At 31.9% G+C, this 24,746-nt stretch carries 21 protein-coding genes; 6 read left to right on the top strand and 15 right to left on the bottom strand.

Features of this window, described 5'->3' with window-relative positions; all coding sequences use genetic code 11:
• Positions 1 to 3: 3 nt before the first annotated feature.
• The 3 genes from EDB96_RS11475 to EDB96_RS11470 form a co-directional block, all read right to left on the bottom strand.
• On the bottom strand, positions 4 to 1,068 hold the full coding sequence (locus EDB96_RS11475; RefSeq protein ID WP_057118763.1) for a tetratricopeptide repeat protein: 1,065 nt from the start codon (positions 1,066 to 1,068) through the stop codon (positions 4 to 6).
• Between the two features lie 583 nt (positions 1,069 to 1,651).
• The gene (locus EDB96_RS21065) at positions 1,652 to 1,795 is read right to left on the bottom strand and encodes a hypothetical protein (protein ID WP_166669294.1); all 144 of its coding nucleotides are present in this window, start codon (positions 1,793 to 1,795) and stop codon (positions 1,652 to 1,654) included.
• Between the two features lie 50 nt (positions 1,796 to 1,845).
• Positions 1,846 to 2,430, bottom strand: coding sequence for an RNA polymerase sigma factor (locus EDB96_RS11470; RefSeq protein WP_057118765.1), 585 nt, complete (start codon positions 2,428 to 2,430; stop codon positions 1,846 to 1,848).
• Positions 2,431 to 2,971: 541 nt separating this feature from the next.
• Here EDB96_RS11470 and uvrA point away from each other — a divergent pair.
• Positions 2,972 to 5,767, top strand: coding sequence for an excinuclease ABC subunit UvrA (gene uvrA / locus EDB96_RS11465; RefSeq protein WP_134141144.1), 2,796 nt, complete (start codon positions 2,972 to 2,974; stop codon positions 5,765 to 5,767).
• Between the two features lie 87 nt (positions 5,768 to 5,854).
• On the opposite strand, the gene EDB96_RS11460 is transcribed toward uvrA, so the two are convergent.
• The 5 genes from EDB96_RS11460 to EDB96_RS11440 form a co-directional block, all read right to left on the bottom strand.
• A complete protein-coding gene (locus EDB96_RS11460) occupies positions 5,855 to 6,205 on the bottom strand; it encodes a hypothetical protein (RefSeq protein WP_317039113.1) in 351 nt (116 codons plus the stop codon).
• A 379-nt stretch (positions 6,206 to 6,584) separates the two neighbouring features.
• Positions 6,585 to 8,054: a polysaccharide biosynthesis C-terminal domain-containing protein gene (locus tag EDB96_RS11455; RefSeq protein WP_057118768.1), complete on the bottom strand. Its 1,470-nt coding sequence runs from the start codon at positions 8,052 to 8,054 to the stop codon at positions 6,585 to 6,587.
• A gap of 46 nt (positions 8,055 to 8,100) precedes the next feature.
• Complete coding sequence (locus EDB96_RS11450; RefSeq protein WP_134140865.1) at positions 8,101 to 9,390, bottom strand: glycosyltransferase family 4 protein; 1,290 nt, start codon at positions 9,388 to 9,390, stop codon at positions 8,101 to 8,103.
• A 64-nt stretch (positions 9,391 to 9,454) separates the two neighbouring features.
• Positions 9,455 to 11,908 (bottom strand): YfhO family protein, encoded by a 2,454-nt coding sequence (locus EDB96_RS11445; protein ID WP_134140864.1) that lies wholly within the window; start codon positions 11,906 to 11,908, stop codon positions 9,455 to 9,457.
• A gap of 48 nt (positions 11,909 to 11,956) precedes the next feature.
• Positions 11,957 to 12,238 carry a DUF4834 family protein gene (locus EDB96_RS11440; RefSeq protein ID WP_057119860.1) on the bottom strand — a complete coding sequence of 94 codons (282 nt, stop codon included), beginning with the start codon at positions 12,236 to 12,238 and terminating at the stop codon, positions 11,957 to 11,959.
• A 123-nt stretch (positions 12,239 to 12,361) separates the two neighbouring features.
• On the opposite strand from EDB96_RS11440, the gene EDB96_RS11435 reads away from it, so the two are divergent.
• Together EDB96_RS11435 and EDB96_RS11430 are read left to right on the top strand one after the other, a co-directional pair.
• Entirely contained in the window at positions 12,362 to 13,327 is a 966-nt protein-coding gene (locus EDB96_RS11435; protein ID WP_057118777.1) for a transporter, read from the top strand.
• Between the two features lie 45 nt (positions 13,328 to 13,372).
• On the top strand, positions 13,373 to 14,491 hold the full coding sequence (locus EDB96_RS11430; protein WP_057118779.1) for a hypothetical protein: 1,119 nt from the start codon (positions 13,373 to 13,375) through the stop codon (positions 14,489 to 14,491).
• A 337-nt stretch (positions 14,492 to 14,828) separates the two neighbouring features.
• Here the strand turns inward: EDB96_RS11430 and EDB96_RS11420 are convergent, their stop codons facing one another.
• From EDB96_RS11420 to azu, 3 genes are all read right to left on the bottom strand, one after another.
• Positions 14,829 to 15,314, bottom strand: a complete 486-nt coding sequence (locus EDB96_RS11420; protein ID WP_134140859.1) for a hypothetical protein — start codon at positions 15,312 to 15,314, stop codon at positions 14,829 to 14,831.
• 120 nt (positions 15,315 to 15,434) lie between these two features.
• Positions 15,435 to 16,694 carry an aminotransferase class I/II-fold pyridoxal phosphate-dependent enzyme gene (locus EDB96_RS11415; protein ID WP_134140858.1) on the bottom strand — a complete coding sequence of 420 codons (1,260 nt, stop codon included), beginning with the start codon at positions 16,692 to 16,694 and terminating at the stop codon, positions 15,435 to 15,437.
• 183 nt (positions 16,695 to 16,877) lie between these two features.
• A complete protein-coding gene (gene azu, locus EDB96_RS11410; protein ID WP_057118785.1) occupies positions 16,878 to 17,402 on the bottom strand; it encodes an azurin in 525 nt (174 codons plus the stop codon).
• A gap of 325 nt (positions 17,403 to 17,727) precedes the next feature.
• Between azu and EDB96_RS11405 the strand changes: the two genes are divergently transcribed.
• Both EDB96_RS11405 and EDB96_RS11400 read left to right on the top strand, forming a co-directional pair.
• Complete coding sequence (locus EDB96_RS11405) at positions 17,728 to 18,510, top strand: NYN domain-containing protein (protein ID WP_057118787.1); 783 nt, start codon at positions 17,728 to 17,730, stop codon at positions 18,508 to 18,510.
• Between the two features lie 37 nt (positions 18,511 to 18,547).
• Entirely contained in the window at positions 18,548 to 20,062 is a 1,515-nt protein-coding gene (locus tag EDB96_RS11400) for an FMN-binding glutamate synthase family protein (RefSeq protein WP_134140857.1), read from the top strand.
• A 55-nt stretch (positions 20,063 to 20,117) separates the two neighbouring features.
• Here the strand turns inward: EDB96_RS11400 and EDB96_RS11395 are convergent, their stop codons facing one another.
• The 3 genes from EDB96_RS11395 to EDB96_RS11385 all read right to left on the bottom strand — a co-directional run bounded on the left by EDB96_RS11395 (position 20,118) and on the right by EDB96_RS11385 (position 22,391).
• The gene (locus EDB96_RS11395) at positions 20,118 to 20,549 is read right to left on the bottom strand and encodes a hypothetical protein (protein ID WP_057118791.1); all 432 of its coding nucleotides are present in this window, start codon (positions 20,547 to 20,549) and stop codon (positions 20,118 to 20,120) included.
• A gap of 255 nt (positions 20,550 to 20,804) precedes the next feature.
• Positions 20,805 to 21,206: a hypothetical protein gene (locus tag EDB96_RS11390; protein WP_057118793.1), complete on the bottom strand. Its 402-nt coding sequence runs from the start codon at positions 21,204 to 21,206 to the stop codon at positions 20,805 to 20,807.
• 6 nt (positions 21,207 to 21,212) lie between these two features.
• On the bottom strand, positions 21,213 to 22,391 hold the full coding sequence (locus EDB96_RS11385; protein WP_134140856.1) for a glycoside hydrolase family 88 protein: 1,179 nt from the start codon (positions 22,389 to 22,391) through the stop codon (positions 21,213 to 21,215).
• Positions 22,392 to 22,605: 214 nt separating this feature from the next.
• Between EDB96_RS11385 and EDB96_RS11380 the strand changes: the two genes are divergently transcribed.
• A complete protein-coding gene (locus EDB96_RS11380) occupies positions 22,606 to 22,986 on the top strand; it encodes a DUF2809 domain-containing protein (RefSeq protein WP_134140854.1) in 381 nt (126 codons plus the stop codon).
• On the opposite strand, the gene EDB96_RS11375 is transcribed toward EDB96_RS11380, so the two are convergent.
• Complete coding sequence (locus EDB96_RS11375) at positions 22,967 to 24,745, bottom strand: ABC transporter ATP-binding protein (RefSeq protein WP_134140853.1); 1,779 nt, start codon at positions 24,743 to 24,745, stop codon at positions 22,967 to 22,969. The two genes, EDB96_RS11380 and EDB96_RS11375, sit on opposite strands and share 20 nt — an antisense overlap.
• Between the last annotated feature and the right edge of the window lies 1 nt (position 24,746).

Raw genomic sequence — 24,746 nt, 5'->3', positions numbered from 1 at the left:
AAACTACATTCCAGCTTTTAAGGCATTATATTCTGCTGTCATATCAAGAGATCGATAAACACCTAGTAATGTCTTTGTGGCATCTGGATTCTTAGGTTCTAAAGTCAGAACCTTTTTCAGATACGGGATTGCACTTCTTGTAATATCATCTTTTCTAGCATTTAGCTTATCATATTTCTGCATTTCTGCAGGAGAAGTTCCTAGGGATGAAATTTCTTCAGCTAAATCTTTTTTCATCTGCAATTTTAAGTAAGCCAAATTTATATACGCATCAACATAATTCGGATTTAACTCTAAAACATAGTTATAAACCGCCTCTGCTTTTGGGTAATCTTTGTTTTCAAGATAAGCATATGCTAAGTTATTATTAACTTCTATTTTTTTAGAAGGAACTGATTCTGTTCTTGGTTTTTCATAAAGTCCTTGCTGAATAGCTGATTCTCTTGCTTTTGGCGAAATAAAAACATCTTCTTCTTTTGTCTTCTTGTTTGTCGCGTAATATAAAACTCCTTTTCCAGAAAAATTAATCTTTTTCAGTAATTCGTAATAAGTGATTGCAGAGTTGTAATCTTTAGCATTTATAGAAGAGGCTGCTGCATTTACTAAATTCAGGGTATCTTTTTTATCAAATAAGTATACCTTATAACTTTTCTCAGCACTTTCTTTAAATTTACCAGCTTTAAAATCTTCCATTGCGCCATTTACAAGACTGGCTTTCATATCTTTTAATGCCATATTAGCTTTAACAGTAGATTTAAATTTACCTGATTCGTTCTCGTATAAAAATACATCTTGATAAGCTTGTGCTGCCATTGTAAAATTATTGGCTGCATCAATATTTTTTATAGCTAAATCTTTTAAGACATTTCCTTTTAAGAAGTAAAAATCAGATTTATCTTCATCTGGAGCATTTAAAATAAGATATTCTGTTTTGTTTAAAATAGCTAAAGATTCCTCGCTTTTTCCTTTATCATACAAAGATTGCGCTTCTTTAATTCGTTCTTTTTGGGCAAATACGCCAATGCTTATCATAAGAAGGCATGACAGCACTCTAAATTTCTCTTTCATTTTGCGGTTAAGTTTTGGTTGATTAAATGATTTTCATGTTTATTATTGATAGATAGTTTTTAGCAGATAATTAAATTGGTTTAAAAATTATCTGAACTATTGTGGCAAAAAATATTTTCTGGTTCAAATATTCTCTGCTTAAAAATCAAAAGACAATAAACTTAACAAAATAAAGCAGGGTAGTTTTTCTTCATATTTAATCTGGTTTTGGGTTAAGTATTTAATTTTTAATTAATTGATATTTTAAATTATAAATTGAAGCAAATGTTTCAATACGAAAAATACTTCAAAAATTCATTTTTAATGAATATAAAATTAGTTTTTAACTAAAATAAAATTAAAAATTAAATAAACATATAAAATCGGGTCAAAATATTAAATTTTAACAAAACTGTTAAAAAGTGATATAAAAAACTTATAAAAAATTTATCCCACGAAAATTGAATTTGTGCATAAAGCAATTACTTCACTATTTCGCATAAAAAAACTCACTATTAGTATTTACATACGAATAGTGAGCTTTTCAACCAAAACGACCATTTGGTTTTATTTTAATAAACATCCGACAGGAGCAGCGGGGTGTTTAATTAGCTATAATCTCAAAAGTTTTTTCTTCAATCTTAACCACAGTCAAGGCTTGAGAATAATTCAATAAGAAAGAAACGACTTCTTTTTTAGGTTTAAGATTTTTTGAAGCTAATGCTTTTTTTGAGTAAATTTTCGCCATACTGTAAAAATGTTTTATACTAGTATAACGAGCTAATTTCCAAAATAGTATTAGTTGGTTAAAATAATTTGATGTTTATCAATTATTTTTCTCAAATTCATTAGAGCATAACGCATTCTTCCTAATGCAGTATTGATACTTACACCTGTAATCTCAGAGATTTCTTTAAAGCTCATATCTTGATACATACGCATTACCAACACCTCTTTTTGATCTTCTGGAAGTTCTTCAATAAGTTTTTTTAAATCAATCTCAACTTGGTCCACAATCATTTTGCCTTCAATAGTCAAAGCATCATCTGACATTATCGAAAAAATAGAGAACTCTTCTGTTTCTCTATACATTGGCATTTTTTTGGTTTTGCGAAAATGATCCACAATCAAGTTATGTGAAATACGCATTACCCAAGGAAGGAATTTACCCTCTTCGTTATAAGAATTGCTTTTTAAAGTTTTAATAACTTTAATAAATGTATCTTGAAAAATATCATTTGAAATATCTCTATCAGCGATCTTAGAATATATAAAACCATATATCTTAGATTCATGCCTTTTTATTAATGTTGCCAATGCAGCTTCACTGCCGTCAACATAATTTTTAACTAATAGAGCGTCTGGAATATGCAGATCAGCCATAATACTACTTTTTTAGTTTCTGTTTTAAAATTTGGAGTAATTTTTTCTAAAAAGTAGTTTTATTATATAGGCGAATCTTTTTTGAGTTGTGTTAATATTTTGGCCAAATTTAACAAATAATTATTTTAAAAAGCAAATTAAATTGCCAATAATTATTAGTAAAACATTTATTAAAGTAAAATAAACTTAAAATTTACATTGAAAAGGCTAAAAATCTACAAAATTAAAAACAAATGAATTGCTTTTGTAAACAGACGTAAATACCTTACAATAAATTAAATAAGATTATATTTTAACTTAAAACCAGATTTAAATTACAATTTTTTTCTTGATTAATTGATCCCAATATATAAATATTTTTTCTATTTAGCGGTTTTAATTCAATTAATTGTTAAAAATAATTCTCAATTTTCTCCAATCACCTTTATTTAAAGGAGTTTTGCAATGCTTTGACATTATGGTAAAATAGTTAAAATTTGGAACTATGTCCTTAACAAAATCCAATTCAAAATTGATTACTTTTGTAAAAATTGACTTTTTTATGCAAATTGATCTTTCTAAAATAGACCCAAAATCAAATATTATAATAAAAGGAGCACAAGTACATAATCTAAAAAATGTAGATGTGGTTATTCCGAGAAACAAACTTGTTGTGATTACAGGTCTTTCTGGATCAGGAAAATCGAGTTTAGCTTTTGATACTTTATATGCCGAAGGACAAAGACGTTATGTCGAGAGTTTATCTTCGTATGCACGACAGTTTTTAGGACGTTTAGACAAACCTAAAGTTGAATATATTAAAGGAATTGCCCCTGCAATTGCTATTGAACAAAAAGTAAATACAACCAACGCACGTTCGACTGTTGGAACATCAACAGAAATTTATGATTATATCAAACTCTTGTTTGCCAGAATTGGACGTACATACTCTCCTATTTCTGGACAAGAAGTCAAAAAAAATACTGTAACAGATGTTATCTCTGATGTAAAAACTCTGCCAATTGACAGTAAATGGCTTTTGCTCTCTCCTATTCACCTTGAAGAAGGGAGACAGTTAGAAGACAAATTAAAAGTATTACTGCAGCAAGGTTTTGCTCGTATTCTTGTTGATAATGAAATGGTTCGTCTGGATGAATTTACACCTTCAGATCTTCATAAATTTGATAACAAAGATATTCTGCTGGTTATTGATCGTATTATTGTAAAAGAAGAAGAGGAATTTTATAATCGACTTTCGGATGCCGTGCAAACGGCTTTTTTTGAAGGTAAAGGCATTTGTTATTTACAAGAACTCAATTCTGATAAAAGATTTTCTTATTCGAATAAATTTGAACTTGACGGAATCAATTTCTTAGAGCCAAATGTTCACTTATTCAGCTTTAACAATCCTTATGGAGCTTGTCCCGTTTGTGAAGGTTACGGAAATATTATTGGTATTGATGCCGATTTGGTTGTTCCAAATACTTCCTTATCAGTTTTTGAAAGCGCCATTTATCCTTGGCGAGGTGATAGCATGAGCTGGTATAAAGACGAATTGGTTAAACATGCATATAAGTTTGACTTCCCTATTCACAAACCTTATTTTCAACTTACCGAAGAACAGAAAGATTTAATCTGGACAGGAAATCAATATTTTCAAGGGCTTAATGATTTCTTCAGAGAATTAGAAGAGAAGAATTATAAAATTCAAAACCGTGTAATGCTATCGCGTTACCGTGGCAAAACAAAATGCCATGTTTGCAAAGGAAAACGCTTGCGCGAAGAAGCATCTTACGTAAAAATCAACGGAAAAACAGTTTCTGATTTAGTTGATTTGCCAATAAAACATTTGGTTACTTTCTTTAAAAACATCGAATTAAATGTTTACGAACAGCAGATTGCAAAGCGTTTAATGGTTGAAATTAATAATCGTTTGTCATTCTTAACCGAAGTCGGATTAGATTATCTTACTTTAAACCGAAATTCAGCAACACTTTCTGGTGGCGAATCACAGCGAATTAATCTTGCAACTTCACTAGGAAGCAGCTTAGTTGGATCTATGTATATTTTAGATGAACCAAGTATTGGTCTTCATCCTAAAGATTCTGAACGTCTTATAAAAGTTTTACTTTCTCTTCGCGATTTAGGAAACACCGTGATTGTAGTGGAGCACGATGAAGACATTATGAAAGCGGCTGATATGATTATTGATATTGGTCCCGAAGCAGGAACTTTTGGAGGAAATCTTGTGGCACAGGGAACTTATGATGAAATTTTAAAATCTGAATCGTTAACCGCTAAATATCTCAACGGAGATTTAGAAATTTCTGTCCCTAAGAAAAGAAGGAAGTTTAAAAATCATATTGACATTGTTGGAGCGCGCGAAAACAATTTAAAAAACATCAATGTTACTTTTCCTTTAGATGTATTAACTGTTGTTACAGGAGTTTCTGGAAGTGGAAAAAGTACTTTGATCAAAAAGATTTTGTTTCCGGCAATGCAGAAAAAACTAGAAAGCGCTTCTGAAAAAGCTGGTCAATTTACCGAGCTTACAGGTTCGTTTTCTCAAATTAAACATATCGAATATGTAGACCAGAATCCGATTGGGAGAAGTTCACGTTCAAATCCTGTAACGTATATTAAAGCTTATGATGATATTCGAGATTTATATGCAAAAGAGAAATTATCTAAAATAAGAGGATATCAGGCCAAACATTTTTCTTTTAATGTTGATGGAGGCCGATGCGAAACTTGTAAAGGAGAAGGCTCTATAAACGTCGAAATGGTGTTTATGGCCGATGTCTCATTACCATGCGAAACTTGTGGCGGAAAACGATTCAAAAAAGAAATATTGGAAGTTACTTTTGATAATCAAAACATCAATGATATTCTAACCATGACTATTGATGATGCAATTGCTTTTTTCGAAAAAAATAAACAATCTAAAATTACGCAGAAATTACAGCCGCTGCAAGATGTTGGTTTAGGATATGTACAATTAGGACAATCTTCTTCTACTCTTTCTGGAGGTGAAGCACAACGTATCAAATTAGCTTCTTTTCTAGTAAAAGGAGCAACGAAGGATAAGGCATTATTTGTTTTTGATGAACCAACTACTGGTCTTCATTTTCATGACATTAAAAAACTTTTAGCTTCGTTTGATGCCTTAATTGATAAAGGACATTCTATTATTGTAATCGAGCATAATCTTGACCTAATTAAATGTGCCGATTGGATTTTGGATTTAGGTCCTGAAGGTGGAGAAAATGGCGGGTATCTTCTTGCTTCTGGAACACCAGAAGATATAGTAAAAGTAAAAGAATCAGTTACTGGAGTTTATCTAAAAGATAAATTATAGGAGAAATATTTCCTAAAAATAATTAAGCCATAAATACAGTTGATTAGGTTGTATTTATGGCTTTTATTTTTTTTGTTTTTTTCAATGCTAAGCTACTAAACATCTTTCCTCAAAAGGAAATCCGTCTTCATCAATAGCTACTAAAATCTTTTTTTGTTTTGAAGCCTCGATTGTAAGATATAGCCAAGCAAATGACCATAGTCCAAGAGTCAAACAAAAAATCATGAAATTTAAACTGTGGTTAACCACTTTACCTCCTTTAGATAAAACTGCGAAAAGCAATTTATCATTTCTTTCTTCCAGCGTAAATCCATTATGAACTTTATTTGATATCATATTAGAAAATACCTGCATGCTTTGTTCTTGGCTGAGATGATTGTCTTTCATAATTATTAATACTACAATTAATTCTAATACTTTATTTGTAATTTCTTGCAAAATTATTGAATTCTAAAAAATAAAAAAATACCTACATTTCATCATTTTGTTAGAAAAAAAACTGCAATTGCATGAAAGTAATGCTAAACTTTCATGATAAAGTTAATTTTTATTAAATTAATTACAAAATATTCAAGTGTTAAAATTTAAAAATTAATCACTCGTTTTCAATTAATTAACTTTATACATCAAAAACAATGAAGTAAGAATTTATTCATAATCCTTTACATGAGGTCTTACATTCGTGAAATGCCTTTATAGAAGGAAATGATATGAAGCATCTGATTTTTTCTATCCAAAAACAAAAAAGAAAGAATATACTGATATTAAGCATTAAGACGACCTCTTATTCTTTGATAAAATCAATATAAAAATGGTATTAGATTTTAATTCCTATCTTTTTAAAAATTGTATCAATTACATTATTGATATCTGGAGAGATTTTAAATTTATAATTCAGATACACATATACAATCGTTACCAAAATAGATTTTAGAGCAATGCTTATTAACTGGAAAAAAGGAAACTCCCAGAAATAAAATACTAAAAACAATGCGAAAGTTAAAAGTATCGAATAAATTGTTTCTTTGGTAAAAGGATAAAGATGAAGTTTTTTAACCACAAAAAGTAGTTTTGCTAAGCTATATAAAGTAATAGACAAAAGGGTTGCAAAAGCAGAACCGAAAATTCCGAAAATAGGAATAAAAATCATGTTCAAAACTATTGTCAAAACAACCAGCATTAATCCTAAATATAAAACCATTCTGTAATATTTTGTATTGAATATGATGGCATTATTGTTTCCTAAAATCAAATCAAAATATTTTGAAAGACCAATCATAAATACAACTGCAATTCCGCCGCTGTATTCCTTTGGAACTAATTCGTACAATTGATTAATATTAACAAAAATACATAGCATTACAAATCCGCCGACCATTTGCAGATTTATAGATGTCTTTTTATAAAGCTGGTTTAATTCATCGTGTTTGTTTTCGTGCATCAATTTAGCCGTAATCGGATAAACGATTTGGTGCATCGCACGGCTTGGAACCGAAATTACCAAAGCAATATAAGTTGCCACAGAATAAAATGCAATGTTATCGATAATCATATATTGATTCAATATCATTTTATCTCCGTCTAACAGTAAATTAGCGACACTTCCCGACAAAATAATATAAAATGTATAGACGAGTATATCTTTTGTGTTTTTTGGTCTAGCAATCTGAAAATGCGGTTTTTTTACACTAAAAGCATAAAACATGGTAACTAAAAATGCTAATAAATATAATACTGCAGTTGCATATACAAATCCTTCAACACTGAGTACATTATAGTAAACCGCTATCAATAAGAATAAGGAAAACAATCGTAAACCAATTTCCTTAATAAAATTTCCAAAAACAGAATGCATATGAACACGTGCCCAAGCATAAAAAATTTCGAAATAAGCCATAGTCAATCCGATAAACGGGATTAGCCATACGTAAGTTTTTACAATTGCATTCTTTTTTGACAAAAAGAACAAAATTTCATCATAGAAACAAAGTCCGATTAATAAGAGCGGAATTATTAATAGAATCGGAAACAAGACCGTAAAAGATAAAAATTGAGATTTTTCTTCCTCGGTTTTGTATTGAGAATAAAACTTTACTAATGTATTTTGCATTCCAATAGCAAACAAAGGCATTATAACATTTGCACTTGAAGTTATATAGTTAGTTAAACCATAAAAGGTTGCCCCAAGGAAAATTGGATATAAATAAAGTGTATTAATGGCTCCGATGCCAAAGCCAATATATGTAATTACAGTATTTTTAAAAGACTGATTTAAGACAATACCCATGTTTGGATTTCTGAATTTAGATTTTTAGATTTTAGATTTTTACAATCTATGATTTACTAATCAGCTGTGCTAACTGTTTGGTTAAATTTTTTCTGGAATATTGCTGTAAACCAATTCCGTGTGCTTGCAATTTCCCTTCCAAAAACTGATTAAAAAAGTCCAAAATTACACTTTTTAACTTCGTTTTTTCAGAATAATCAAAAAATACTCCTGTATTGGTCTGCGTCACAATATCTGCAAAGTCAGAACCTTGTGGTCCGATAGCGATAATTGGGCGATTTGAAACCATGTATTCGAATAATTTTCCGGGAATAATGCTTTTGGTATCTTCAGAATTAATCTCTATTAAAAGTAAAACCTGAGATTTTCTTTGATGTGCAACTGCTTCCTGATGCGAGACATAACCTAGTAAATTTAAATAATCATTTAATTGATGGTCTTTTATTGCGTCTAGCACTTCCTGGCTTACCGCACCAATAAGTTTGATTTCTAAATGTGATTTAAACTCTGGAACTTCTTTTAACAACTCAACCAAAACCTCCCACAAAAATGGCGGATTTCTGTCTGATAAAAAAGAACCTATATGAGCTAAACTAAATTTACTATCTAAAGTCTGTTTTTCGACAGTTTCGACATCATAACCATTTGTAATTACTGTAATTGGCTTGTTGGTAATAGCCTCAAACTCTGTTTTTGTGGTTTTGCTTGTTACAATAATTTCATCAGCAGAATTAAGGACTTTATGCTCTAAACTTTTATGCTTTTTTTCAGCGTAAGATGATAAACGAAGGGCTTTATGATAACCAATCGTTGTCCAGGGATCACGAAAATCGGCAAACCATTTTACTTTTAATTTCTGCTGTAATTCTAAACCAATTAAATGTAAACTATGTGGCGGACCAGAAGTTACAATGGTATCGATATTATTCTCCTGAATGTATTTTTCAAGATAAGACACTGATGGTTTTACCCAAAAAACGCGGGCATCTGGAATAAAAAGATTTCCTCGAACCCAGAGAAAGGTCTTATCTAAAAATGTCTGTTTTTTCTTTTGCGGAAAGATACCAGAACTAATTTTTTTAGTTTTATTTTTTGAAAAAACAGAAGCCAATTGGTATGGCTCCCATATTTTATTCTTTAGAACAATTACTTTGTCTGATATTTCACTGACCAAACCTTCGTCAACAATTGGATATGTAGGGTTTTCTGGAACATAAACTATTGGCTGCACATCAAATTCTGGTAAATATTTCACAAATTTCAACCAGCGTTGCACACCAGGTCCACCAGCGGGCGGAAAGTAATAGGTAATTATTAAGAGCTTTTTTTGTTCCATTTAGGATTTATTCAGTTCCACAGAGATTCACAAAGTATCCACTAAGTGTCACAAAGATTTTAAATTATTTTTGAGTATCTCCGCTATTACTTTTTGAATCTTTACGAAATTTTTCAAAATAAATTCCTCCAGCTAAAAGCAGTAACATTCCAATTGAACTAATCAAAGTAATTGTTCCTCCAGTTTTAATAACTTGAGGTTCAAATTTAAATTCTATAGTATGTTTCCCTTCAGGAATTTCCATTGCTCTTAAAACATAATCTACAGGAAAATGATCTGTCAATTTACCATCTACATAAGCATTCCAGCCATTTTTATAGTACATCTCAGAGAATACAGCTAAGCCATCTCCTTTATTTTCAGATTTGTATTTGATGTAATTCGGCTTATAAGTAACTACTTTTATTGTTCCTGTTGTATCCCAAGCTTTCTTTAAACGAGCGCTTTTAAATTTACCTTCATGTTCATGAACATTAAAAACTGCGACTTTTTTAGTATTTAAACTATTAAGCGCTTTCATGACATCGTCTGCTTTGTTGACCAATTTTACAGAACCTACAAACCAAGCGTTTCCATTAGCATCTGGATTTTGAGTCGGAATCTGGTTTCCTTCTTTATCCACTTGAATTACATACTTAACATTTAGCATATTAAGCACTTCTAAATTATTTTTAGCAATTTGGTAATCATACAACTGCTGCATTCTTCTAGGTCTTACGGCACTGTATCCTCCAATTGTTTTATGGAAATATGAAGATCTTCCTTGTAATTGCCCTTGAAGATCAAAAACACGGTAAATTGATGTATCTTTTAAAATTTGAGAATCGGCAGGTGTTTCTTGAAAAGGCGCAGCAATTTGAACTGGGGTAACAAAATCTTTAGCCGAAACATATTTTTTGTCCACAAAAAACAAATCGAAAACCATCACGATTCCAACTATGATTAAAGTTGTTGTCTGTGAAAATTTATTTTTAATAAACATCCAAAGAATTACAAAAGTAACTACGATTAAAAATCCAGATCTTAATAAATCTGCGTAATACATTGTCATTCTGTCTTCTTTCAGCGCATCAACAAATTCTGGTCCGTAGCTTTCTAGGAAATATTGGTCGCTTGCTCCAGTAAAATGGAAAAAACCTTTAGCAATTAGCAAAATAACTAGAATTCCTAAACCAAAAACTCCTGTTTGAAGTAATGCTTTTTGTTGCAATTTCGGTTCATCTTTAGCTTTAAAAAAGGATTGTAATCCCATAACAGCCAAAACAGGAAAACACAGCTCTAATATGACTTGAATAGAAGAAACTGCTCTAAACTTATCGTACATTGGAAGATACTCTATGAAAAAATTTGTCAATAATGAGAAATTTTTTCCCCAAGAAAGTACCAGTGTAAATAAGGCTCCTGCTAAAAACACGTATTTGATTTTTCTTTCGTCAATAAACAACGCTAAAACTGCCAAAAAGAAAACTACTGCTCCAATATAGGCGGGTGCAGAAACTATTGGCTGATCGCCCCAATAAGTAGGCATTGCTGAAACAAAATCTTGTGCTTGACTTGCTGGTACGCCTTTTTCCAGCATGAATTCATACATGCGGCTGTCTGTACCTACATTTTCATGGCTTGAACCTCCAAAAATACGAGGAGCAATTAAATTCAAACTTTCCGCAATACCATAACTATATTCTGTAATATAATCCGTTGTCATTGAAGCAGTGGTTTCATTTTTAGATCCATCTGGATTAAAAGTCAACTCACTTTTGTCTCTGATACTATATTTTGCGTATTCGCTAGTTGCTAATAAATTTCCTGCATTGGCTCCAATTGCAAAAATCCCCGCAACAATCAAAGTACCAATTGAAATTAAAAGCGGCTTATATTCTTTATTTTTAATGAAATCAAAAGCAAAATAACCTGAAAGTATCAATAAGAAAATCAATAAATAATAGGTCATTTGGAAGTGGTTGGCATTAATTTCTAATGCCACTGCAAACATGGTGAGCAAACCTCCCCAGACATATTTTTTCTGAAAGACGAGTATAAAACCAGCAATTACCAAAGGCATATACGCAATAGCGTGAGCTTTAGCATTGTGTCCAACTCCTAAAATAATGATTAAATAAGTAGAAAAACCAAACGCAATGGCTCCAATAAAAGCTTTTAAAGGATCGGTTTTTAAAACTAATAACAAACCATAAAAACCAAGAAAATATAAAAATAAATAATCTGCAGGACGTGGCAGAAAACGCAGTACATCATCTATCTTTCCAACAAAATCATTTGGATAATTTGCTCCAAGCTGATAAGTAGGCATACCACCAAAAGCTGAATTTGTCCAATAAGGTTCAGCATTTTCCACAGCTCTAAAGTCATTTTGCTCCTTTGCCATTCCGGTGTATTGAGCAATATCAGATTGGAAAATTTGTTTTCCTTGCAGAACTGGATAAAAATAAATTAATGATACAAGGATAAAGCCCAGTACAACAAGGGCGTGCGGATAGAACTTATTTACTATTTTCAATTTTGGCTGGTTTGGGTTAAAATGATCCTAAATTTTCAGGACACAAATCTAATCTATTTCTTCGTAATCAACATACTCTCCCACTTTTTTGGTTTCACGCGGGTTTTTAGCATTTGCAGTATTAATAATTATTTCGTCTTTAGTATTGTTATTATTATTCTGCCAAGTATTGCTTTGATATTGCTGTTGTCTCTGAAAATTTTGACTTGCGTTTTCAACAGCCTTTTTTACCAATACTGGTAAAAAGATTCTAGCTAAGAATTTAAAAATGTAATAAAAGGCAATAATGCCAATAATTAATCTTAAACCTGAAAATGATGCTTCTTGCATAACTGTAAAATTTTTTCCAAAATTAATAAATCCGTTGTTTAAAAATAAAATATGAATCTTAAATAAATAATAAAATATGTACATTTGATATGCGTTATTATATTTTAATCCAAAAAAAATTATATGTTCAAAATTAAAAACTTACTTGCCCCGGTACTTTTTTTTATTCCACAATTGTTTTTTGCACAATATACTGATGTCATCAACTCAAATCGCCCAGGCGAAACTATGTCCGCATACGGTGTTGGAAAATCAGTAATCCAAGCCGAATTAGGAGTTTACGGCATCAAGGAAAAACATGATCTATTAAATTATGATGCCAGCGGTTTTGGAACCGACTTTTCGCTTAGATACGGTGCTTTTTTTGAACAATTAGAATTTGTTCTTGATGTTCAATATCAAATGGAAAATTTTGACACTCCATTTACCAGCTACAAAAAAAATAATTTCAGGCAGACTGTCTTAGGTGCCAAATATCTTATTTACGATCCTTACAAAAATAAAAGAGAAGTAAACATCTACAGCTATAAAGCCAATCATAGTTTTAATTGGCGTGAGTTAATCCCGGCAGTTTCTATATTTGCAGGAGCAAATTTTGTTGGGGCTGATAATCCATATTATTTCTCGCCTGATGGAGCGATTTCCCCAAAAGTTTCTTTGATTACCCAAAACTTATTTGGAGGAGGAAAATGGGTTTTTGTAACCAATATTATTGCTGATTATATTGGAACTGATTATCCAAGTTACGGATATGTATTAACTTTGACACACGGATTTAACGAAAAATGGTCTGGTTTTGTTGAAAATCAAGGCTATAAAAGTGATTTTTACAGCGATGCAATTGTTCGAGGCGGAGCTGCTTATCTTCTTTCTCCAAACATGCAGGTTGATGCCTCTATAAGTACTAACTTTAAGAATACACCGTCTGTTTTATATGGAGGAGTGGGAATATCATGGCGTTATGATGGATGGTACAAAGATAAACAAGCATTAAATAAAGCTCAGGAAAAAGCAAAGAAGAATCCTGAAAATGAAAAAAATGTGGATTACCAAGAAAAAGAAAGAAGACGTAAAGCTAAATACGAATAAAATAATAACACAACTCAACTAAAAGAGACTCTCAATACCACTTGAATGATTACAATTAAAGAAGCCAAAAGCAAAAAAGAATTAACCGAATACATTAAATTTCCTTTCTCATTATACAAGGATAATCCGTATTGGGTACCGCCAATTATTGCAGACGAATTGGAATCTTTTGATAAAACCAAAAATCCAGCTTTTGACAATGCTGAAGCTTATTTTTATTTGGCTTACAAAGACAATAAAATTGTTGGTCGTATCACTGCTATTATCAATTGGTCTGAAGTTAACAATCAGCATAAGAGAAAAGTACGTTTTGGCTGGTTTGATGTAATTGATGATATTGAAGTAACAAAAGCTTTGCTTGAAAAGGTTTTTGAATTAGGAAGAAGTCATAATTTAGAACATGCAGAAGGCCCAATGGGGTTTTCTAATCTCGACAAGGTTGGCCTTCTGACAGAAGGTTACGATCAAGTCGGGACAATGATTACCTGGTACAATCATCCTTATTATGTAACTCATTTAGAGCAGTTAGGTTTTCAAGTTGAGAAACAATATATCGAGAGTATATTTCCTTTTTCGAATGTAAAACCGGAGTTTTTCTTAAAAGCACAGGCTTTAATTAAAAAACGTTACGAACTGCGAGCACTTAATTTTACTAAGACAAAAGACATTATGCCTCACGTAGACAAAATGTTTGATTTGTTTAATGAAACATATGCCAACCTTGCATCGTTTGTAGCAATTTCAGACGTTCAAAAAGAATATTTTAAAAAGAAATATATCAGTTTTATCAATCCGGAATATATAAAATTCGTTGTTGACAAAGATGACAATTTAGTGGCCTTTAGTATTGTAATGCCAAGTTTTACAGAAGCTTTACAAAAAATAAAAGGTAAATTATTTCCGTTTGGTTTTTTACAATTATTGAAAGCCAAAAAACATAGTAAAGATGTTGTTTTTTACCTAATCGGAGTTCATCCTGATTATCAAAACAAGGGGGTAACGGCAATTATTTTTGATGAATATTATAAAACATTTTCAGAAAAAGGAATTCGAAATTGTATTAGAACTCCAGAGTTATTAGAGAACAATGCGATTCATTTGCTTTGGAAAAACTTTGATCCAGTTATTCACTGTCAGAGAAAGACTTATTTGAAGAATCTTTAATTAGTTTTCAGTCGCAGTTTTAAGTGTTCAGTTTAGCACAATATGGTTTTAGATAAGTATTCAATAAAAATTTGTGAAGAATGTAAAAGCGAATTTTACGAAAAATCATCTCAAATGAAGAATTTATGTCCTGAATGTGCTCATCAATTGTATGGTTATAAAAATTGTAAACACGAATTTAATAATCATCGTTGCTCAAAGTGTTATTGGAACGGAAATTCGAGCGATTATATAGACAAACTTAAGACTTAAGACTAAAAATTAATCCTAATTACAATAAAAAAAATCCATTCGCCCCCAAACGAATGGATTTTTACATTAAAGCACTCTTGTTTATTTACTCTACTTTACAATCTACTTTTGTCAATGTATTTTTTGCGTCAAATTTTAATTTTGATTTATCTTTAAAAGAAACTTTATTGTTTGCTGCTACTACATCGCCGTATCCTTCAATAAAAGTACCATCTTTTTGTAAAAAAGCAACCTCTCTAACAGATGAAACTCCTTCAGAACTAAAGGTATAATCGGCAATTAAAGTATCGCCTTTCATGTTACCTATCAATGTTCCTTCATTTTTATCTTTTCCTACTAAGTTGTAGCTTAGTTTCCCGTTTACTTCTTGATGTGAGTTTACATTAAAACTCATTTCAATAATACTTCCATTAGCTCTCCACGCATAACATTGATCACCAGCTGGTTCTACAATCTCTGCTTCTTTTGGCGGGCTTGGTGCTATTTGTACTGGCTCTGTCGTTGTAGTTTCTTTTTTACAAGATACAAGAACCGTCAAAATAAGGGTTGTTAGTATTAATACTTTTTTCATAATTGTTATTTTTATTTTGTGATTATGATATAAAGTTACCTTAAAATAAAAAAAAATCCATTCGCATAACGAATGGATTTTTTACATAATTCCCACCTAAGGAAATTCTATTTCTGGTAATTACGAAACGTCTACAGTCGTACGTTCAGCAATTTCTTTATAAGTTCCGTTTACCAATTTCTCACGAATTGCTTCGAAAGCAGATAACGTTTCTTCAATATCAGCAAGTGTATGAGAAGCTGTCGGAATCATTCTTAACAAAATAATTCCTTTTGGAATAACTGGATAAACAACAATAGAAAGGAAAATACCGTAGTTTTCTCTTAAATCGTTTACCATTACCATTGCTTCAGGAATACTTCCTTCTAGGTAAACCGGCGTAATACAAGTGTTTGTATCTCCAATATTAAATCCTTTTTCTTTAAGACCGCTTTGTAATGCATTTACATTTTCCCAAAGTTTATCTTTAATTTCAGAAGAATTACGCAATAATTCTAAACGTTTCAAAGAACCAAGTGTCTGGATCATTGGTAACGCTTTTGCGAACATTTGAGAACGTAAATTGTATTTTAAATAATCAATAACTGTTTTATCAGCCGCTACGAAAGCACCGATATTAGCCATAGATTTTGCAAAAGTAGAGAAGTAAACATCAATATCGTCTTGAACTCCCTGCTCCTCACCTGCTCCAGCACCTGTTTTACCAAGTGTACCAAAACCGTGTGCATCATCTACCAATAAACGGAAATTGTATTTTTGCTTTAAGGCAACAATTTCTTTTAATTTTCCTTGCTGTCCGCGCATTCCAAAAACACCTTCGGTAATAAATAAAATACCTCCGCCTGTTTCTTCGGCCATTTTAGTAGCACGCTGCAAGTTTTTCTCCATACTTTCAAGATCATTGTGTTTGTATGTGAAACGTTTACCCATGTGCAAACGAACACCATCAATAATACAAGCATGTGAATCAACGTCATAAACAATGATATCATTTTTAGTAACCAAAGCATCAATGATAGAAACCATTCCTTGGTAACCAAAATTCAATAAATAAGCAGATTCTTTCATTACAAAAGCAGCTAATTCATTTTCTAATTGTTCGTGGTACGTAGTGTGTCCAGACATCATACGAGCTCCCATCGGATAAGCCGCACCAAACTGAGCTGCTGCATCTGTATCTGCCTTACGAACTTCTGGATGATTTGCTAGACCTAAATAATCATTTAAACTCCAGTTTAAAATATTTTTTCCATGAAATGTCATTCTAGGACCCAACTCTCCTTCTAACTTTGGGAAAACATAATAGCCCTCTGCTTGAGAAGCCCATTTTCCTAAAGGTCCCTTATTGTCCTGAATTCTTTCGAATAAATCTTTTACCATAATATAGTGTAGTAATTTTTTTAACTTAATCAGCGAGCAAAAATAATCATTATTATTCTAAAATTCAGAGTGTCATTTATTTTTATTTAAAATTTTCTGCGGTAAGATTTTAACAAGATTTAACCTCAAAATCACTTATACAGATTTCATAAGAACTAATTCCGTAAAAAGATTCAGGAATAGCTACTCTACAATTAGTACACCTTTCATCATAGCCACATGGCCAGGGAAAGAGCAAATATATTTGTATGTTCCTTTCTTATCAATTGTAAATTCGATTGTGTCTTCTTCTCCGCCTCCTAACAATTTAGTGTGAGCAATAATCGAAGCTTTTTCAGATTCAGGGATATAATCAGTCGCCGCTGCATCATTCGCTTTAAGCGCAAAAGCAGCTTCATCTGTTCCTTCTTTCAAGATTACTAAATTATGTCCCATTGCCTCTTTTGGAATTTTTCCAACATGCTTTAAAGTCAATTTAATTGGTTTTCCGGCAACAGCATGTAATTCATTTGTGTTGAACTGCATTTGGTCATTTCCTTCAATAATTAATACATTTTCTTCTGTTGATGTTACTGGTGCCGCTTCTCCTTCTGTTGATGATTCACTTTTTTCAGTCTGGTCAGCTGGAGTTGTTTCTTTTTTTCCACAAGAAGTTATTGCTAAAAATCCCATTAGGATCATTATTGAAAATTTTGTTTTTGTATTCATTTTAAGATAATTTATAAATGTTATTGTTTGTATTCAATATATTATTCCGAGCGGAATTCTTTTAAAGGCTTATTCTTTTAAAACTAAAGTTCTAATTCTCTGCTCACACTCTTTAAAAGCATGAATTTTTCAATTAAAACCAACACAAATATAGATAGACATAAAACAAAAGACAACCGTATCTTTAATTCATTTTTAACTCTACAAACATTATTTATAATGAAAATAATTAGTGTTAATAAAATCACTAATTCATCATTCGATTCTTATAAAAACCAATTTTAATTTTAACTTTGAGAATCCTTAATTTTCTAATATTGAAATAATGCCTTTAAGCAACTCAAAAGATTTAAAACTGGCTGTTCTTATTGATGCGGACAATGTGCCTTACAGCAATGTAAAAGGTATGATGGAAGAAATCGCAAAGCTGGGAACTCCAACCACTAAAAGGATTTATGCCGATTGGACAAAACCAAATGCTAACGGATGGAAAGGTGTTTTATTAGAACATGCCATCACTCCTATTCAGCAATATAGTTATACAGTTGGTAAAAACTCTTCAGATTCAGCATTGATTATTGATGCTATGGATCTTTTATATTCAGGAAAGTTAGACGGTTTCTGCATTGTTTCGAGTGACAGCGATTTTACGCGTCTGGCAATTCGTTTGAGAGAATCCGGCATGAAAGTAATTGGCATTGGCGAAAAGAAAACTCCAAGTTCGTTTATTGTTGCCTGCGATAGATTTATCTACATTGAAGTTTTGGACGGTGCAATTCAGAAGAAAAAACCAAAAACTCATACTGCTGCCGACACTAAAAAGCCAGTTGAGAAACCAGCTGAAAAAGCGCTCCATAAAGTTGACAAACAAACTATAGAACTTATAGAAGCTACAATCGAAGATCTTGAAGATGATGACGGATGGGCATTTTTAGGAGATGTAGGAAACTTGGTTGTGAAGAAAAAACCTGAATTTGACCCTAGAAATTATGGCTACTCTAAGCTTACGCCAATGTTGAAGTCACTAACAGATATTCTGGAGATTGATGAAAGAGAATCTGACAAAAAAGGAATCAAACACGTTTATGTGCGTTTACGATTCAATTAATTACCCGCACTTATTACCTATTTAATTTTTTAAAAACATGAGAAAGAAATTCTTTATTTACGGATTCTTATTGTTTCTAATTGTTGCAGCAATTTACTATTATACCGGCCGAGGCTATTTACTCGTTTTTATTATTCCTATTTTATTGATTATTGGAGCTTATAACGCTTCTCAAAAAAAACATGCTATTTTAAGGAATTTCCCTGTTCTGGGTTATTTCAGATATTTATTTGAAATGATTGCACCAGAGATTCAGCAGTATTTTATTGAAAGATCTACAGATGGAAAACCTTTCTCTAGAAATCAGCGCTCTTTAGTTTATCAAAGAGCTAAAAATATTGATTCTAGCACTCCTTTTGGAACGCAGTTAAACTTAAATACTGAGAACTACGAAGGAATCAAACATTCTATTTTCCCAGCACAAGTAAACGAAGAATTACCTCGAGTATTAGTTGGTGGAAAAGATTGCAAACAGCCTTATTCGGCTTCTTTATTTAATGTTTCTGCTATGAGTTTTGGTTCTTTGAGCGAGCATGCAGTTCGTGCCATAAATATTGGTGCTAAAAAAGGAAATTTCTACCAAAATACAGGCGAAGGAGGATTAACAGAATTTCATCTTGCTGGCGGCGGCGATATTACCTGGCAGATTGGCACAGGATACTTTGGATGCCGTGACGCAGAAGGAAATTTTAGTCCTGAGAAATTCTCAGAAAAAGCGAATCTTCCTAATGTAAAAATGATCGAAATTAAACTTTCGCAAGGTGCAAAACCAGGTCACGGAGGTGTTCTTCCTGCTGCTAAAAACACCGAACAAATTGCTAAGATTAGAGGTGTTGTACCTCATACCATGATTCTATCGCCTCCAGGCCATCATGCTTTTTCTGATGCAAAAGGATTAATTCATTTCATCAAACAATTACGTGATTTATCTAACGGAAAACCAATCGGATTTAAATTGTGTATTGGAAACACAGCTGAGTTTGAAGCCATCTGCCAAGAAATGATTGCAGAAGATATTTATCCAGATTTTATCACAGTAGATGGTGCAGAAGGCGGAACCGGCGCTGCGCCTCTTGAATTTGCTGATGGAGTTGGAATGCCTTTTGAACCAGCATTAATTTTCGTGAACAAAACTCTGGTTCGTTTAGGAATTCGTGATAAAATGCGAATTATTGGAAGCGGAAAAATAATCTCTGGTTATTCTATTCTACATGCCGTAGCACTTGGAGCAGATATGTGTAACAGCGCCAGAGGATTTATGTTTTCTTTGGGCTGTATTCAGGCTTTACGCTGCCATAATAATGAATGCCCAACTGGAGTGGCAACTCAAAACAAAATGCTGATGAAAGGTTTGGTTGTGACGGATAAATCTGAGCGTGTATATCATTTCCATAAAAATACACTGCACTCTGCAAATGAACTTTTAGCAGCAGCAGGAAAGAAAAGTTTCGCCGATGTGGACATTAATATTTTTATGCGCGGTGACGAATTTGCTAGTTTATCCGATATGTATTTCCCGGATAATTTGAAAAACGTTACGCAATTCTCATAAATAATAAAGCCTCTTTAAAATACTAAAGAGGCTTTTTTTAATTCCATTATTTAAATTACAATTTTGCAGTTTCTTTACTTGGTTCTGCGGTTCCTTCTAATACCGCTAATTCTTGTTTGTCTACTACTTGCTGCGCCAAAATAGCATTATTATAAGCTAGGAAGTAAACATCAAAAGATACTCCTTCATTAACTAACTCAGTAGAAATCTGGTCATTTTTAATCATTTCTTTTAATAAATCAGGAAATGATTCTTTGTAGGCAATTCTGTTGGCATCCGTCTCTTCTAAATTCGTTTCAATTCTAATTTCGATTTTGTTGTCATTCAAAAAAGCTTTTGCTGTTGTACTTGTAATTCCGTTTCCTTTTATAGAAGAAGAATTATTATAAGTACTTACATGTTCCTGAATTTTTTGCTTGGTGTTTTTACAGCTAACTAAAAACAATGCAAAAGAGAGCACGAATGCGATTTGGGTAATTTTTTTCATAAATTATTGGTTTTATAGTTATTTTTTAACTCAAACATAATTAATTTATGATACAAAAACAATGTTTTATCAACAAAATACAATAGATAATTAATTGAATACAAATTGATTACCCTTTAAAAACAAAAAAAATGTAAGAATTCAAAAAGCTATTTTTTGCTTTATTTGAAGTCTAATCATAAAAAAGTCTCTTTAATTTGTTATTTAAAGAGACTTTCATATGTAGGAAATTAAACTTTTTAAAGTACTGATTTTTTACTTCAAAAAATATTTAAGAGATTCGCCATTTAAGATTTCTTTTCCCAGAACCGTGTTGTCATTGGCTAAAAAGTAAACATCAAACTGAACTCCTTCTTCAATCAATTGTCTCGGAATCTGATCTTTGGCAATAAGTTTCTTTATTAATTTCACAAAAGCGATTCCTGTAGCTAATTTGTTTGCCTCATTTTGTTCTAAATCGGTTTCAAAACGCAGTTCAATTTTATTATCGTTTAGGTAACCTCGGGCTGTTGTTAATGTTACATGGTCGGCTCTAAAGCTTGGCGCAGTTTTATTATATTCCGTAACATATTCCTGAAGTTTTTGTTTGGTATTTTTACAGCTGGCAAGCATCAATACCATCATTATTGCAAATACAATTGGGCTTATTTTCTTCATGATATTTTATTTTAGTTTTTGAAGTCTTAATAATGCCTCAAGATAGTAATAATCTGCGTAATTTATAGAACAATCTATTTCACTTCCTGCAGGTTTATGACCTGTTGAATGCAATAAAAATGCTGAATTAACATCATGACTTTGATAATGCTCTGAAAGTGAAACAATCATTTTTTTAGCTTTTGTTAAATATTCATTTTTCAAATTTTTATCTTTTGTATAAGAACTCAACTCCAAAAGCGCCGAAGAAACAATCGCTGCCGCAGAAGCATCTCTAGGTTCGTTAGGAATATTGGGCGCATTGAAATCCCAGTACGGAATTAAATCTTCTGTTGTTAATTTATCCAAATAAACACGAGCTAATTTATGTGCGAAATCTAAAAATTTAGGATCTTTAGTTTCTCTATAAGTCATTGTAAATCCATAGATTGCCCAAGCCTGTCCGCGCGCCCACATACTGTCATCGCTGTAACCTTGAGCCGTTCTGCCTTTGATCTTTTTCCCAGTTTCAAAATCATAAATTACAACATGATAAGAAGTATTGTCTGGCCTAAAATGATTTGCCATTGTGGTTTCTGCATGTTTTACCGCAATGTCGTAAAGTTTTTTATCCCCGCCATTTTTAGATGCCCAAAACAGAAGTTCCAAATTCATCATATTATCAATGATCGTATTATGACCTCCCATTTTATTATTCGGCCAAGATTGGATTGTTCCCACTTTCGGATTAAAAAGTGTTGCCAGCGTATCTGCTGTTTTCAATATAATTTGTTTGTACTCTGGATTTTTAGTCAATCGATATCCGTTTCCAAAACTATTAAAAACCTGAAAACCTAAATCATGGTCATTTGCTTTGCTTACAGATAAAGGCGTTAAAAAACGGGTGAATTTGTCGGCTTCTTTTTCCCATTTTTTGTCTTTTGTCGCTTCATACAAAAACCATAATTCGCCAGGCCAAAATCCGCTTGTCCAGTCTTTATAGTCAACAAATTTCCATTCTTTACTTCCGTTAGGAACTGTTCTTGGAGAAGTCCCGTCATTCGGAATCACTTTTAAAGTTTTAGAAGCCTGTGCTGCACAATATTCTAATTGCTTTTGAATATTAAATGATTTGTCTTTTTGAGAATAGCTTAGATTTCCGAAAAGAAATAAAGATAAAATCAGGGGAAAAAATTTTGAATTCATGTGGCTATTTTTGATAGTAAATTAATTGAACTGATAAATTTATGAAATAAAGTCAATCAATTGAGGATTTGTATTTTTCGTTCCCTAAAAACGTACTTTAAGTCCACTTCTTTTCTCTTTTTCAAAGTTTTTAAACTTTGAAAAAGAGAAAATCTTCAATATCTTGAAATAAAAGATTTAGTATAAATTTGCTCCTAACTAAACATTACTAAACTTGAAATCCAGAGTCTATTATTTCATTATTTTCGTCAGCATTATTTTCCTTGGAATCCTTTCCAGAAAAATCTCTTTTATTCCCTTATGGATTGGCGATTTTTTGTATGCAGTTATGATTTACTTTTTGGTTCGAATTTTTCTTCCACTTAAAAAGGCTTTTTTAATTGCTTTACTTTCTCTCCTAATTTGTTACAGCATTGAGTTTCTACAATTGTATCAAGCAGAATGGATTGTTGAACTTAGAAAGACACTTTTTGGAAGGTATATTTTAGGTCAGGGATTTTTATGGTCGGATATTCTTGCTTATACTTTCGGAATTGCCTATGCTTTTCTTGTCGAAAAAATAGTTTTAAATTATATCAGTCAAAAGTCTGTGTGATTTTTTCAATATTTAAACTATTGGCCATCGCCATAAATATTTGATAATACGTTCCCTTATTATCATATAATTCATCATGAGTTCCTTTTTCGACACATCTACCTTTTTCTAAAACTATAATATTTGAGGCATCAATAATTTGAGAAATACTGTGCGAAATTATAATTACAGTTCTATCTTTTTTTATGGCGTCGAGAGACTTTTTTATTTGTTCTGTTGCAATCGCATCTAAACTCGCGGTTGGTTCATCTAAGAAAATTATGGGCGGATTTTTTAAAAACAATCTCGCAATCGCAATTCGCTGCTGCTGTCCGCCAGAAAGTAAATGCGCATCAGAATCATATCCTTTTGGCAATTGAATTACTTGTTCGTGAATATAGGCTTGTTTGGCAGCTTCGATAATTTCCTCTTTTGATGCTTCTGGCTTTCCGTATAAAATATTCTCTGCAATTGTGCCTTTAAAAATATGGTTTTTCTGAAGCACCAATCCAATATTTTTACGCAGAAAATCTGTATTATAATCTGCTAAATCAACTCCATCTAAAAAAATATGACCCGACGAAGGCTGATAAAATTTGTCCAGCAAATTAATAACAGTACTTTTTCCCGCGCCGCTCAATCCGACCAAAGCTGTGGTCTCGTTTGGTTTTACCGTAAAATTAATATCATAAAGCGCCTGTGTTCCGTTTGGATACACAAAATCTACATTTTTAACCTCTATTAATCCGTTAATTTTATCTGGAATAAAATCTCCGGTGGTTTCTATTTCCTGTTCTGATTCTAAAATATCAAAAAAGCCTTCGGAGTAAATAAGAGCATCGTTTACTTCATCGTAAATTCGGTGTAATTGTCTAATCGGAGACGAAACATTATTAAACAACATAATATGAAACATTATGGCACCAATTGTCATTTGGTTGTTCAACACAAAATAAGCTGTTAATATAATGATAATCACTACTCCTATCTGCTCAACAAAACTTTTAACGCTTTCAAAAATAAAACTCGTTTTTCTGGTTGCTAATTGATTTTCGGTCATTTCATATTGGATCTTCTCGTGGCGTTCCGCTTCTGTCGATTCTCTCACAAAAGATTTAATAACTGTAATAGATTCAATTAAACTTATGATTCCGTTGTTTTTAGTTTCGCGGTAATTACGCATTCTTCTCCTAAATCCGCTTAATTTTCTCGCCTGCAATTGACTGATGTAAAAGTAAATCGGAATAATACACAAACTCACCAAACCAACATAGACATTGGCATAAAACATTATCACCAATGCCACAAAAGCATTTGCAAATAATGGCAGAATATCAATAAAAAAGTTTTGGACCAATCGTGTTAAACTGCTAATGCCTAGATCGATTCTGGTTTGAAGTTTTCCGCTTTCATTTTCATCAGAAGTATAAAATTCCATTCTATAACTTAGGATTTTTTCAACAATGGTTTGAGAAATATCACGGGTTATAAAAATACGGAGTTTTTCTCCGTAGAATTTTTGCCCAAACTGTACAACTGAATTAACCAATTCTTTAATTAACAACACAATACTAATAATTCCTAATAAATGAAAGCCTTTAGAAAGCGGCTCGTGTGCGACCATTAAATTATTGATGGTATCGACAGTGTATTTTAGAATTAAAGCATTTACCTGAGCCGCAAATGAACCTAAAAACGTAAGCAGTAAAGTAGCAATTACCATTTTTCTGTAAGGCTTTACAAAAGGCATTATTTTTTTATAAAGAACCGATAACTGCATT

The sequence above is a fragment of the Flavobacterium sp. S87F.05.LMB.W.Kidney.N genome, from assembly GCF_004366435.1.
Classification (GTDB): Bacteria; Bacteroidota; Bacteroidia; order Flavobacteriales; family Flavobacteriaceae; genus Flavobacterium.
This window is presented reverse-complemented; position numbering and strand designations above follow the sequence as displayed.